At 55.9% G+C, this 13,985-nt stretch carries 11 protein-coding genes and 1 tRNA gene; 8 read left to right on the top strand and 4 right to left on the bottom strand.

The features are described from left to right. Nucleotides 1–461 precede the first annotated feature (461 nt). From H2Z33_RS15985 to mgtE, 6 genes are all read left to right on the top strand, one after another. Nucleotides 462–1,553 (top strand): porin OmpC, encoded by a 1,092-nt coding sequence (locus H2Z33_RS15985; RefSeq protein ID WP_017693024.1) that lies wholly within the window; start codon nt 462–464, stop codon nt 1,551–1,553. Between the two features lie 114 nt (nt 1,554–1,667). After that, entirely contained in the window at nt 1,668–2,723 is a 1,056-nt protein-coding gene (apbE, locus tag H2Z33_RS15990) for an FAD:protein FMN transferase ApbE (protein ID WP_015572290.1), read from the top strand. Between the two features lie 72 nt (nt 2,724–2,795). Then, nucleotides 2,796–3,854 carry a bifunctional DNA-binding transcriptional regulator/O6-methylguanine-DNA methyltransferase Ada gene (ada, locus tag H2Z33_RS15995; protein WP_063134528.1) on the top strand — a complete coding sequence of 353 codons (1,059 nt, stop codon included), beginning with the start codon at nt 2,796–2,798 and terminating at the stop codon, nt 3,852–3,854. Continuing rightward, complete coding sequence (alkB, locus tag H2Z33_RS16000) at nt 3,854–4,504, top strand: DNA oxidative demethylase AlkB (RefSeq protein WP_003859395.1); 651 nt, start codon at nt 3,854–3,856, stop codon at nt 4,502–4,504. Before ada ends, alkB begins: the two co-directional genes overlap by 1 nt. Before the next feature lie 76 nt (nt 4,505–4,580). After that, complete coding sequence (locus H2Z33_RS16005; RefSeq protein WP_017383408.1) at nt 4,581–6,224, top strand: multidrug ABC transporter permease/ATP-binding protein; 1,644 nt, start codon at nt 4,581–4,583, stop codon at nt 6,222–6,224. 140 nt (nt 6,225–6,364) lie between these two features. Beyond that, the gene (gene mgtE, locus H2Z33_RS16010; RefSeq protein WP_006811337.1) at nt 6,365–7,801 is read left to right on the top strand and encodes a magnesium transporter; all 1,437 of its coding nucleotides are present in this window, start codon (nt 6,365–6,367) and stop codon (nt 7,799–7,801) included. Here the strand turns inward: mgtE and H2Z33_RS16015 are convergent. Then, nucleotides 7,764–9,059 (bottom strand): SulP family inorganic anion transporter, encoded by a 1,296-nt coding sequence (locus tag H2Z33_RS16015; protein WP_040118313.1) that lies wholly within the window; start codon nt 9,057–9,059, stop codon nt 7,764–7,766. The genes mgtE and H2Z33_RS16015 overlap by 38 nt on opposite strands. A 187-nt stretch (nt 9,060–9,246) precedes the next feature. On the opposite strand from H2Z33_RS16015, the gene mqo reads away from it, so the two are divergent. Next, complete coding sequence (gene mqo / locus H2Z33_RS16020; RefSeq protein WP_032103229.1) at nt 9,247–10,896, top strand: malate dehydrogenase (quinone); 1,650 nt, start codon at nt 9,247–9,249, stop codon at nt 10,894–10,896. 134 nt (nt 10,897–11,030) lie between these two features. Here mqo and eco read toward each other — a convergent pair whose 3' ends face one another. After that, nucleotides 11,031–11,540, bottom strand: a complete 510-nt coding sequence (gene eco, locus H2Z33_RS16025; protein ID WP_032669458.1) for a serine protease inhibitor ecotin — start codon at nt 11,538–11,540, stop codon at nt 11,031–11,033. Nucleotides 11,541–11,742: 202 nt separating this feature from the next. Here eco and H2Z33_RS16030 point away from each other — a divergent pair, with 202 nt between their 5' ends. Further along, on the top strand, nt 11,743–12,003 hold the full coding sequence (locus tag H2Z33_RS16030) for a DUF2534 family protein (protein WP_006811332.1): 261 nt from the start codon (nt 11,743–11,745) through the stop codon (nt 12,001–12,003). Nucleotides 12,004–12,069: 66 nt separating this feature from the next. Here H2Z33_RS16030 and H2Z33_RS16035 read toward each other — a convergent pair. Both H2Z33_RS16035 and yejM read right to left on the bottom strand, forming a co-directional pair. Beyond that, a tRNA-Pro gene (locus H2Z33_RS16035) sits at nt 12,070–12,146 on the bottom strand. A gap of 73 nt (nt 12,147–12,219) precedes the next feature. Beyond that, nucleotides 12,220–13,980: an LPS biosynthesis-modulating metalloenzyme YejM gene (gene yejM / locus H2Z33_RS16040; RefSeq protein WP_047717195.1), complete on the bottom strand. Its 1,761-nt coding sequence runs from the start codon at nt 13,978–13,980 to the stop codon at nt 12,220–12,222. Between the last annotated feature and the right edge of the window lie 5 nt (nt 13,981–13,985).

Raw genomic sequence — 13,985 nt, forward strand, 5'->3', positions numbered from 1 at the left:
CTGAGGGGTAGCACATAAAATGTAGGCTGACGTAAAGAAAGGTAAAAAAAACCGAATGCGAAGCATCCGGTTCAATTAGGGATAAACAGACATTCAGAACTGAATGACGGTAATAAATAAAGTTAATGATGATAGCGAGAGTTATTTTAGTGGTGTTGAAGGGAATTTTTTTGTCATTCAGTGCTGTACCGTTTTTTAAGCTAATCACTTGTATTAAATAGAATATATTTTTGTTTTGATTATCCGTGCTATATTTTTAAACTATTTATGCTCTGTAAAAGTTCCTTCAAATTTACAAATTGAAACATGTTGATGGTAAAGTGAAACATCTTCAAAGTTTTCGTATCATATTCCTGTTGGATTATTCTGCATTTTTGAGGAGAATGAACTTGCCGACTGGTTAAGAGGGTTGATCAGTAAGCAGTGGTAAATAATAAGGCATATAACAGAGGGTTAATAAAATGAAAGTTAAAGTACTGTCCCTCCTGGTACCAGCTCTGCTGGTGGCAGGCGCAGCAAATGCGGCTGAAATTTATAACAAAGACGGCAACAAATTAGATCTGTACGGTAAAGTGGATGGTCTGCACTATTTCTCTGATGACGACAGTGCAGACGGCGACCAGACCTACATGCGTCTGGGCTTCAAAGGCGAAACTCAGGTTAACGACCAGCTGACCGGTTACGGCCAGTGGGAATACCAGATCCAGGGTAACTCTGGTGAGAACGAAAACAACTCATGGACGCGTGTGGCGTTCGCAGGTCTGAAATTCGCTGATGCGGGTTCATTCGACTACGGTCGTAACTACGGCGTTGTTTACGATGTGACTTCCTGGACCGACGTTCTGCCGGAATTCGGCGGCGATACCTACGGTTCTGACAACTTCATGCAGCAGCGTGGTAACGGCTTCGCGACCTACCGTAACCAGGACTTCTTCGGTCTGGTTGATGGTCTGAACTTCGCGTTGCAGTACCAGGGTAAAAACGGCAGCCCAAGCGGCGAAGGCCAGACCAACAACGGTCGTGAGGCACTGCGTCAGAACGGTGATGGCTACGGTGGCTCTCTGACCTACGATCTGGGCGAAGGCTTCGCACTCGGTACGGCGGTCACCAGCTCTAAACGTACTGATGACCAGAACGCCATGGCCTACGGTAACGGCGATCGCGCAGAGACCTACACCGGTGGTCTGAAATACGACGCGAACAACATCTACCTGGCTGCACAGTATACTCAGACTTACAACGCGACCCGTGCGGGCGACCTGGGCTGGGCTAACAAAGCGCAGAACTTCGAAGTGGTTGCGCAGTATCAGTTCGACTTCGGTCTGCGTCCATCCGTGGCGTACCTGCAATCTAAAGGTAAGGACCTGGAAAACGGCTACGGCGACCAGGATCTGCTGAAATATGTTGATGTTGGCGCGACTTACTACTTCAATAAAAACATGTCCACCTACGTTGATTACAAAATCAACCTGGTTGATGAGAACGACTTCACTCGCGCAGCAGGTATCGGTACTGACGATATCGTCGCGCTGGGTCTGGTTTACCAGTTCTAATTGCTCATACAGCGACAAAGGGGCCATCAGGCCCCTTTTTTCATGCTTTTTTAGGGTCTTACAAATACGCTGTTTTAGTGTACTCTTGCCGCCCTGGCATGAGGATAATAACCAATGGATATGACTTTTTTACGCGCCAGCGTTCTGGCGACTTTTTTACTCCTGACCGCGTGTGACTCTTCCACACAGCCCGCAAAAATCGACGCACCCGCCGCGACGGTGCTGGAAGGGAAAACCATGGGGACCTTCTGGCGCGTCAGCGTGATGGATATTGATAAATCCCGCGCTGAAGAATTACGCGGTAAAATTCAGGCGCAGCTGGATGCCGACGATCAGCTACTCTCTACCTATAAAAATGACTCAGCGCTGATGCGTTTCAATCGCTCCAGCAGCACCTCGCTGTGGCCGGTGAGCGAAGCGATGGCCGATATCGTCACGGAATCCATGCGCGTGGGCTACAAAACCAACGGCGCAATGGATGTGACCGTGGGGCCGCTGGTGAACCTGTGGGGATTTGGCCCCAACAAGCAGCCGGTGACTACACCCGATCAAGCCGCCATCGACGACGCCCGCGCCCGTACGGGGTTACAGCATCTGGCGGTGATCTCCCAGTACGGTCAGCAATACCTGCAAAAAGATATTCCCGACCTGTTTGTCGATCTCTCCACGGTAGGCGAGGGGTATGCTGCGGATCATCTCGCGGCCCTGATGGCGCAGGAAGGCATTCCGCGTTATCTGGTTTCCGTCGGGGGCGCGCTCGTCAGCCGGGGCATGAACGCCAGCGGCAGGCCGTGGCGAGTGGCCATCCAAAAACCAACCGATCAGCAGAACGCGGTGCAGGCGATTGTCGACATCAACGGGCACGGTATAAGCACCTCCGGAAGCTACCGCAACTATTACGAGCTGGATGGCAAACGTATCTCGCACGTGATTGATCCGCAAACCGGACGCCCGATTACCCACAACCTGGTGTCCGTGACGGTGATAGCCCCAACCGCGCTGGAAGCGGATGCCTGGGATACCGGATTGATGGTGCTCGGCACGGAGAAGGCCAAAGAGGTGGTGCGTCAGGAAGGGCTGGCCGTCTATATGATCACCAAAGAGGCTGACGGATTTAAAACCTGGAGTTCGCCGCAGTTCAACAGCTTCCTGGTGAGCGAAAAAAATTAAAAAGCAAGGTTGCGGGTTTTTGTTCGGTGGCGTTCAGGCAAGCTGAGCGTATGCTTGTAAGAGGAGCCGATAATGAAAAACACAACCTATCTTACCGATGAGGATCGCTGGCAGGCCGTACTGGCCCGCGATCCGCGTGCGGATAACCAGTTTGTCTTTGCCGTGCAGACGACCGGCATTTATTGTCGTCCGTCCTGCCGCGCCCGCCACGCGCTGCGTAAAAATGTCTGCTTTTATCCTGATGCTCACCAGGCAGCGCAGGCGGGTTTCCGCCCCTGTAAGCGCTGTAGGCCGGACCAGGTCGACCCTATGGCGCAGAAAAAGGCCAACATTGCGCTGGCCTGTCGACTGCTTGAACAGGATGCCGCGCTGAACCTGGAGGCACTGGCGCAGCAGGTTGCCATGAGTCCGTTCCATTTCCACCGCTTGTTTAAATCCGTCACCGGCATGACGCCGAAAGCATGGCAGCAGGCCGCGCGTGAACAACGCCTGCGCACCCTGCTTGCACAGGGCGGTAAAATCACCGACGCCGTACTGGCCGCTGGCTTTCCGGACGGCAGCAGCTACTACCGTAAAGCCAACGGCGCGCTGGGCATGACGGCAAAACAGTACCGCAACGGAGAGGCTGCGGTCCGCTATGCCATCAGTGACTGCTCGCTGAGCCGCTGTCTGGTGGCGGAAAGCGAGCGCGGGATCTGCGCAATACTGCTGGGTGATGACGACGCCGGGCTGACGGCTGAGCTGCTGTCACTGTTTCCGCTTGCCGTCCGTGAACCGATGGAAGGCGCGTTTGCCGGGCGTGTTCGGCAGGTTATTGCCTCTGTCGACAGCCGCGCGACGCCGCTGATGCTGCCGCTGGATATCCGTGGTACCGCCTTCCAGCAGCAGGTCTGGCAGGCGCTGCGGGATATCCCCTGCGGTGAAACGGCAAGCTATCAGCAGGTGGCGAAGGCCATTGGTAAACCCAATGCCGTACGTGCCGTGGCGGGGGCCTGCGGTGCCAACAAACTGGCGATAGTCATCCCCTGTCACCGCGTGGTGCGTAACGACGGTGCGCTGTCGGGTTATCGCTGGGGCGCAGCGCGTAAGATGCTATTGTTGAAACGTGAGGCGAACAACCCGGAGGGATAATGCTCGATCTTTTTGCTGATGCTGAACCCTGGCACGAGCCGCTCGCGCCGGGGGCGACGATCCTGAGACGCTTCGCGCTTTCCCGCGCGGCGGCGCTGTTCGACGGTATTGATGCCGTTACCGCTTGTTCACCGTTTCGCCATATGGTTACGCCGGGCGGGTATACCATGTCCGTGGCGATGACCAACTGCGGCGAACTGGGATGGGCGACGAATGAGCGGGGCTATGTATATGCCGCGAACGATCCGCTGACGGATCAGCCGTGGCCGCCGATGCCGGAGGCGTTTCAGGCGCTGTGTCATGACGCCGCCGTGGCGGCCGGTTATCCTGATTTTCGACCCGATGCCTGTCTTATCAACCGCTATGCCGTTGGGGCAAAGCTCTCCTTGCATCAGGATAAGGACGAGCCGGACCTGCGCGCGCCGATCGTCTCGGTATCCCTTGGGCTGCCCGCTGTCTTTCAGTTTGGCGGCCTGCGGCGCAACGACCCGCTCAAACGGCTGATGCTGGAGCATGGTGATGTGGTGGTCTGGGGCGGTGAATCACGGCTTTTTTACCACGGTATTCAGCCGCTTAAACCTGGCGATCACCCGGTGGCGGGGGCATTTCGCTACAACCTCACGTTCCGTCAGGCGGCATACAGAGAATAAAAATAAGAATTATTCTTGATGTGTGTGAAAGGCAGTTTACACTGCTGGCTGATTTTTCTTGTCCGGATTGCTCTGCATGCAACTACTTCTTCTTGTCTGGCGGCAGTATCGCTGGCCTTTTATCGCGGTGATGGCGTTAAGCCTTGCCAGCGCGGCGCTGGGGATCGGCCTGATTGCCTTCATTAACGTGCGTTTGATCGAAATGGTAGACACGTCACTCTCCGTCCTGCCGGAATTTCTGGGTTTACTGCTGCTGCTGATGGCAGTCACGCTCGGGTCACAGCTGGCGCTGACCGCCCTCGGCCACCATTTCGTTTTCCGTCTGCGCAGTGAGTTCATCAAACGGATCCTTGATACTCAGGTGGAACGCATCGAGCAGCTGGGAAGTGCCTCTCTGCTGGCGGGGCTGACCAGCGATGTGCGCGCCATTACCATCGCCTTTGTGCGCCTGCCGGAGCTGGTGCAGGGGATCATCCTGACATTTGGCTCGGCAGCCTATCTCGCCTGGCTCTCCAGCAAAATGCTGGCGGTAACGGCGCTGTGGATTGTTATTACCATCTGGGGCGGGTTCCTGCTGGTATCACGCGTCTATAAGCACATGGCAGTGCTGCGCGAAACGGAAGACAAGCTCTATAACGATTATCAGACGGTGCTGGAAGGGCGCAAAGAGCTGACGCTGAACCGCGAGCGTGCCGAGCATATCTTCAACCATCTTTATATCCCGGATGCGCACGAATATCGTCATCACATTATCCGCGCCGATACGTTCCACCTGAGCGCTGTGAACTGGTCCAACATCATGATGCTTGGCGCGATTGGCCTGGTGTTCTGGATGGCGAACAGCCTGGGGTGGGCGGATACCAATGTGGCGGCAACCTACTCCCTGACGCTGCTGTTTTTACGCACGCCGCTGCTGTCGGCCGTTGGCGCACTGCCGACGCTGCTGAGCGCTCAGGTGGCCTTCAACAAGCTGAAGAAATTCGACCTTGCGCCGTTTAAGGCTGAGTTCCCGCGCCCGCAGGCCTTCCCGAACTGGCAAACGCTGGAGCTGCGTAACGTTACCTTCCGCTATCAGGATAACGCCTTCTCCGTAGGGCCGATAAACCTGACCATTCATCGCGGCGAACTGCTGTTCCTTATCGGCGGCAACGGCAGCGGCAAATCTACGCTGGCGATGCTGCTGACGGGCCTCTACCAGCCGCAGGCGGGTGAAATTTTGCTGGATGGTAAAGCGCTGAGCGCGGAGAAACCGGAGGACTACCGCAAGCTCTTCTCGGCGGTATTTACCGACGTCTGGCTGTTCGACCGGCTGCTGGGACCGGAAGGGCAGCAGGCGGATCCGGCGCTGGTGGAGAAGTGGCTTGCGCACCTGCAAATGTCGCACAAGCTGGAGCTACAGGATGGCAAAATCCTGAATCTCAAACTATCGAAAGGGCAGAAGAAGCGCGTGGCGCTGCTGCTGGCCCTGGCCGAGGAGCGTGACATCATCCTGCTGGATGAGTGGGCCGCCGATCAGGACCCGCACTTCCGTCGCGAGTTTTATCAGGTCCTGCTGCCGCTGATGCAGGCGATGGGAAAAACCATTTTTGCCATCAGCCATGACGATCACTACTTCATTCACGCCGACCGTCTGCTGGAGATGCGCGACGGCAAGCTGAGCGAGCTGACCGGCGATGAGCGCGATGCGGCGTCACGGGACGCGGTGGCGCGTACGGCCTGATTGCAATTGTGCCGGGTGGCGCCCGGCACACTAATTTTTCATATATGCCGTTTTTTTCTCCATCCCGACCCGCCGTTTATTCTTATTTACATATCCCCGCGCTATGCTTAACGCCAACTCATTTAATGGATTTATGATTGATGTCGGTATTAAAGAAAAACAGCGCCAGGCAGCGTGACCAGGAGCGTGCGCGGCTCATCTGGCTCCTGACGACCGATAAAGCGGTCACGTCAACGTTATTGGGTAAGCTAACCCTGGCTGAGCAATATGATGTCGGCACGCTGGCCGACGATATTGCTGAGGTAGGTGCGCTGGTTGCACATTTACCGCCCCCGGACCTGGCGGACACCCTGGAGGCATTGCCTTCCGAAGAGCGCCACGCCCTGTGGCGGCTGGTGCAGGATCACGAGCGCGGTCAGGTATTGCTTGAAGCCTCGGAAAACGTCTGGGATGACCTTATCGATGAGATGAGCGACCGGGACATTCTTGACGCCCTGCAAACGCTGGATATCGATGAGCAGATTTACCTCGTTCAGCATCTTCCGCGCAACCTGACCGGACGCCTGCTGGCTTCCCTGCCTGCTGAAGAGCGGGCGCGCGTGCGTCAGGTGATGCACTACGAGAAAAACAGCGTCGGCGCGATCATGGAGTTTGGCGTCATCACCGTGCGCCCGGACGTCACCCTGGGTACGGTGCAGCGCTATCTTCGTCGCCTGGGCAGTATGCCGGACAACACCGATAAACTGTTCGTCACCTCGCGGGATAAAACTCTGCTCGGGGAGCTGGAGCTGAAAACGATCCTGCTGAACAGCACCCAGCAGCGGGTGAGTGAGGTCATGGAAACCGAGCCGATGGTCTTCTCGCCGGAAGACGATGCCGAAAAAGCGGCGCGTACCTTCGAACGTGATGACCTGGTGAGCGCGGCGGTGGTGGATTCGGTGGGCAAGCTGATGGGGCGTCTGACCATCGATGAGATCGTTGACGTGGTCTATGAAGAGACCGATAACGACCTGCGTGCCCTTGGCGGGATCAGTGCCGAAGATGACGTTCATGCCTCCGTCGGCAAGGCCGTCAAAACGCGCTGGGCGTGGCTCGCCATCAATTTATGCACCGCGTTCGTGGCGTCCCGCGTTATTGACGGCTTCGAACATACCATTTCCCAGCTGGTGGCCCTGGCGTCGCTGATGCCGATTGTGGCGGGGATCGGCGGGAACACCGGCAACCAGACTATCACCATGATCGTTCGCGCCCTGGCGCTGGAAAACATACAGCCGGGTAATTTCTCGTGGCTGATTTTCAGGGAGATGGGCGTCGCGCTGATTAACGGCTTGGTCTGGGGCGGCATCATGGGCGGCATTACCTGGTGGCTGTATGATGATATGGCGCTGGGCGGGGTCATGATGCTGGCGATGGTGCTGAACCTGCTGGTGGCGGCGATGATGGGCGTGATTATCCCGTTGACCATGACCCGGCTGGGGCGCGACCCCGCGGTGGGGTCGAGCGTGATGATCACCGCCATTACCGATACCGGCGGTTTCTTTATTTTTCTTGGACTGGCGACGATTTTTCTTCTGTAGCCAGCGCTTTTTGCTTAAGTCGGGCAGGGAGGATGAACATCATCATAATCCCGCCCAGCACGCCAATTGCCAGGTTGCCGGTGAAAACCGTTGCCACAACCGTCACCAGCATCACGACGGTTTCAGCCACCGGCGCGTTTTTCAGCGTTCCGGGCTGAACGCTATGCCAGCTAAAGGTCTTGACGGCCACAATAGCCATAATTCCCGCCAGTACCGCCATCGGAATTTTGGCCATCACCTCGCTGAGCGCCGTAACCAGCACCAGCAGTACGATGCCCGCCGCAAGGGTGGAGATACGGCTTCTGCCTTTCCCCATCTCCACGTTAACGATGGTCTGCCCAATCATCGCGCAGCCCGCAATGCCGCCGTAGAACCCGGCCATAATATTGCCCACGCCCAGTCCGATGCTCTCGCGGCGCTTACTGGAGGGGGTAGCGGTCAGCTCGTCCACCAGTTTTGCCGTCAACAAGGATTCCAGCAGGCCAACGAAAGCGATACTTAGCGCGCACGGCCAGATGATGCTCAGGGTTTCCAGATTGAGCGGCACCAGCAGTTGCGTAAAGCCCGGCAAACCGCCGCCCATGGAACCTTCATCCCCTACCGTCGGCAGGATTTGCCCGCTGGTGACGGTGAACAAAGTCAGCAGCACAATGGCTATCAGCGGGGAGGGCACGCTTTTGATATAGCGTGGCACCCAGAGCACAATCAGCAGCGTCAGCACGAACAGGCCCACAATCAGCGGGCTTCGGCTCCAGAAATGGGGCACCTGGGCAAAGAAAATCAAAATGCCAAGGGCGTTAACAAACCCGGTCATCACCGACTGGGGAATAAAGCGCATCAGCCGCGCCATACCCAGCGCGCCGAACAGGATCTGAATCACGCCTGCCATCACCACCGCGGGCAGAATGTACTGTACGCCGTGTTGATGGACCATCGGGCCAATCACCAGCGCGACGGAACCTGCCGCCGCCGTCACCATGGCCGGACGCCCGCCGAGCAGGGAAAGGGCGAAACAGAGCACCACGGAGGCGATAAGGCTCACTTTCGGATCCACGCCCGCGACCACGGAAAACGAAATCACTTCCGGGATCAGCGCCAGCGCGGTAATCACACCGGCCAGGGTTTCGCGCATCAGACGGTGAGGCGAACGTAAAACAGTGGCGACATGGCCTTCTTGAGGTACAGACGAGTGGGGTAATGACATAACAATTCGCTGGTAGGGGCAGGCTTCCGTGCGCGCGATCACAAAGTGCAGCATGATAGCCAGGAAAATCGTCGGGTGCCAGCCTGTCTGCCAAATCCCTACAAACAATCCATTATTAAATTTCACAATTACAATAATTTCGTAACCTTTAAACAATATTTAAAAGTTGCTACCGTGCCACCGCAGCGTGTTTCACCTGTAATTTCCACGCATCAAGCACTATTCAACTAAGGCATAAATGATGAAAAAAATGACTGCCGTGCTCTTTTCTCTGGCCGTGGGGCTGAACGCCGTCTCGATGGCGGCGAAGGCTGACGCACCAAAAGAGCAGGAAACGGATGTCCTTTTAATTGGTGGCGGCATCATGAGCGCCACGCTGGGGACGTATCTTCAGGAATTGGAGCCGAACTGGTCCATGACCATGGTCGAGCGCCTCGATGGCGTGGCACAGGAAAGCTCTAACGGCTGGAACAACGCCGGGACGGGGCACTCGGCACTCATGGAACTGAACTATACGCCGCAGAAAAAGGACGGTTCCATTAGTATCGAGAAGGCGGTAGAGATCAACGAAGCGTTCCAGATCTCACGTCAGTTCTGGTCTCACCAGGTGAACAGCGGTGTGTTGCACAATCCGCACTCCTTCATCAACACCGTACCGCACATGAGCTTTGTGTGGGGCGATCAAAACGTCAACTTCCTGCGCGCGCGCTACGCTGCCCTGCAACAGAGCACGCTTTTCCGCGGGATGAAATACTCTGAAGATCACGCTCAAATCAAAGAGTGGGCGCCGCTGGTCATGGAAGGCCGCGATCCGAACCAGAAAGTAGCGGCGACCCGCACTGAAATTGGTACTGACGTTAACTACGGTGAAATCACCCGTCAGCTGGTGTCCTCTCTGAAGAAAAAAGAGAACTTTAACCTGCAACTCAGCTCCGAAGTGCGTGGTTTCAAGCGCAACGCGGATAACAGCTGGAGCGTGACCGTTGCCGATCTGAAAAACAACGAAGCCGAGCATGTGATTAAGGCGAAGTTCGTGTTTATCGGTGCGGGCGGCGCGGCGCTGAAACTGTTGCAGGAGTCCGGTATTCCGGAAGCGGACGACTACGCGGGCTTCCCGGTCGGCGGCCAGTTCCTGGTGTCGGAAAACCCGGAAGTGGTTAACCGTCATCTGGCTAAAGTGTACGGTCAGGCCTCTGTGGGCGCACCACCGATGTCCGTTCCGCATATCGACACCCGCATGCTGGACGGTAAGCGCGTAGTGCTGTTCGGGCCGTTCGCCACATTCTCCACCAAATTCCTGAAAAACGGTTCCCTGTGGGATCTGCTGAGCGCGACCACGACGTCAAACGTTAAGCCAATGATGGACGTGGGGCTGGATAACTTCGATCTGGTGAAATACCTGATTAGCCAGGTGATGCTCTCTGATGAAGAACGCTTCGAGGCGCTGAAAGAGTACTATCCGCAGGCGAAGAAAGAAGACTGGCGTCTGTGGCAGGCGGGTCAGCGCGTGCAGATTATCAAACGCGATCCGAAAGAGGGCGGCGTGCTGCGTCTGGGCACCGAAGTGGTAAGCGACAAGGATGGCACCATTGCCGCGCTGCTGGGGGCATCTCCGGGGGCGTCTACCGCTGCGCCAATCATGCTGCACCTGATGGAAAAAGTGTTTAAGGACAAAGTATCCAGCCCGGAATGGCAGGCGAAGCTGAAAACCATTATTCCATCCTACGGTACGAAGCTGAACGGTAACGTTGAAGCCACGGAACAAGAGCTGGAATACACCAGCCGCGTTCTGCAACTGCAATACGTCAAACCGCAGGCTGCGGATGCTGCGCCTAAGGCAGAGCTGAAGCCTCAGGCGGAAAGCAAGCCGGTAGCGGATATCGCGCTGTAAGGTAAACGCAAAACGGTAACATCCGTTACCGTTTTTAGTGTTTTCTCCCTCTCCCGGTGGGAGAGGGTTGGGGTGAGGGCACCAGAACGCACCCTTTCCAGGTCGGGTAAGCGAGAGCGCCACCCGACTTATTTTTAACGAACTACCGCTCGTCCTACCGTCTCATCCGCTTTCCATACGCGATATTTCACATCCACGTTTTCCGGCGTGTATACGACGATCGGCAGCTTGCTGTTATAGCGCAGCAGACTGTTATCACCCAGATACGCGGTAATAAATTTCTTCTCTTTCTTGCCGTCCGGGCACGCCATCATGGTGGAGACTGGCGAGGTTACTTTGTCGAAGACATAGTAGTCATAGCCCCAGCCTTCCAGCGTTTTGCTTTCCAGCTGGCCGCCCAGGCGATGCTGGTTGCAGTCCACTTCCAGCGTCTGGCCGATTAACAGCTCAACTTTGAAATTTGCTTCATCCTGCTGAGCCGGGAGCTGAATAACCTGGCGCTTCATCCCTTTGTCCGCTTGCGGATACGGAGCAACTTTTTCCAGCGGCTGCTCTTTCCGGGTTTCGCTGGCGAAAGCACTGGTGCTGGCGCACGCAGCGGCGATGAGGGCGATGGCAAATTTAGGTGCGTTTTTCACTGTCATTCCTTTTTGTTAAAACGATCCTGGAAAGACTAACATATAGCACGTGAATAGTTGGCGCAATTTACTCATGTTTTCATTTTAAACGGAGTAATGCACTGCTTTTATGTTCATTTATTGGTGTTTAATGCTGTGTTGGAGTCGATGCGGCAATCGTGTTATTTTACGCGTTAATTATTGTTATTCATCTGTAAAGGGAGGGGAGATGGTACGGGAAAAACTGAAGACACCTGAAGGCCGCAAGTTCCTGCTGGCGTTACTGGTTGTGTTTATGATTGCTGCTGCATGCGTGGGGCGAGCAACCATTGTCGGTGTGATTGAGCAGTACAACATCCCGCTCTCTGCCTGGACAACCAGCATGTTTGTCCTGCAATCGGCGATGATCTTTGTTTACAGCCTGGTGTTTACCGTCCTGCTGGCGATTCCGCTGGGGATTTTCTTTCTCGGTGGGCGTGAAAAACACTAAGCATTGCGCATGCGGAGACAGGCAATAAAAAACCAGCCATAAGCGGCTGGTTTTTTTGTGTAGTTTTGGTCGGCACGAGAGGATTTGAACCTCCGACCCCCGACACCCCATGACGGTGCGCTACCAGGCTGCGCTACGTGCCGACGCATAAAAGGAATACTACTCGATTCCTTTTTGAATGCAAGGGGCAAGCAACGCTAACTGATTCATAAATAATCAGTTAGCGATAAAGCGCTTCTCGTCTGTCAGCACCTGCAACAGCAAACTGAGCTGCGGCTTCTGGTCTTTCAGCTTCTCACCTTCGAGGTTATACGTCTGGTAATTGCCATTGCTGTTCAGCACCAGGGACAACGTCGGCGTGGTCACCACCAGCGTGTTTCCGCCAGCAGCCGTGACCCAGTTATGACGCCGCGTGGCGCTAAAGAGGTCTTGTCCCTGCGAGTACTCAATTGCCGGTGTGCTGACGTGCAGCAGCCGTTGCATTAACGTGGTCATGACGTCTTTATGGTCGGTGAGCATGTTGATGCGCTGCGCGGGAGTGCCCGGCCAGTGGATCACCAGGGGAACATGCAGGTTCGGACGCGACCACTCCATGCCCTTCGCCTCTTCGCCGAGCGGCACGCCATGCCCCGCCGTGATAATCACGACCGTATTATCCAGCTTGCCCGCGTCGCGCAGGGCGGTCAGCACGCGGCCGATCTGCGCATCGACATCGCCCGCCGCACGGCTATAGCGGCGCGCGAAGCCTTTCTGATTGCTGTCATCAAGCGTTGTGCCGTTAAACGCAACCCAGGAGAACCAGCGGTTATCTTCCTGCGCATAGCGCTTCAGCCAGTCTATCCACTGGTCAGCGGTCCGATCGTCAGACTGGCTCTGCGCGGCGGGCAGTGAGAAATCAGACAGCAGCGCCTGGCGGTACAGCGAGCTGTTGAAACCATCAGAGGCGAACAGCCCCAGCTGGTAGCCCTGCTGATTAAGCCCGGTAATCAATGCCGCCGGAATACGGGCCGACAGCACGCCGTCCATATAGCTCGGTGAAATGCCGTAGAACAGGCCGAAAATACCCGCGTCGGTCGAATTACCGGAGCTCATATGCTGAGTGAATACGATGTTGTTCTCAGCGAATTCAGCCAGCGCTGGCATCTGCTTCTCATAGCGGGAATAGTTCAGGCCATCGACGGTAATCAGCAGCACGTTCTGACCGCGGCCCATGTCGCGATATTTCAGATCGCTCAGGGGATACTGCACGCTGACCGCTTCCGGATTACCCTGTTCGACCAGACGACGCTGATACTCCTGCGCGTCCAGCAGGCCGTGTTTTTCGAGGAAACGACGCGCCGTCATCGGATAGGAGAGCGGCAGGTTCGCGCGCTGCATGGTAATCGGGCGGTAGAAGTTCGCATCTGCCCAGATATACATCAGGTGCGAACCGATAAATGAGGCGAAAAAGAGCGCCGCGACGGGCTTCGCATAATGGCGGCGTCGGGTCAGACTGCGGAGTTTTTGCCAGCTCCACGTGGCGAACAGCATTTCGATCAGCAGGATAATCGGCACGCTGATAAACATCAGCTGCCAGTCGCGCGCGGTCTCGTTCTGATCCGGGTTAATCACCAGCTCCCAGACGACAGGATTCAGGTGCAGGTGGAAGCGGGTAAAGACTTCGCTGTCGATCAGCAACAGCGTCATGCCCGCCGTCGCAAGAATGGCGGACAGGAAGCGCATCAGCCGCTGCGACATGACGATAAACGTCAGTGGGAACAGGATCAGCAGATAGGTGGCGAAGACCAGAAAGCTAAAGTGACCAACAAGACTCATCCACGAGTAGATGCGCCCGGTTAACGTGGTTGGCCAGTCTGCCACAAACAGATAACGGCAGCCGAGCACCATCGCCAACAGAATGTTGAACAGGGCAAACCAGTGCCCCCAGCTGACCATCTGGGAGACTTTTTCACGGTAGCGCTGACGATTCGTCACCATAAACT

The sequence above is a fragment of the Enterobacter sp. YSU genome, assembly GCF_016082135.1.
Lineage (GTDB): Bacteria > Pseudomonadota > Gammaproteobacteria > Enterobacterales > Enterobacteriaceae > Enterobacter > Enterobacter hormaechei_C.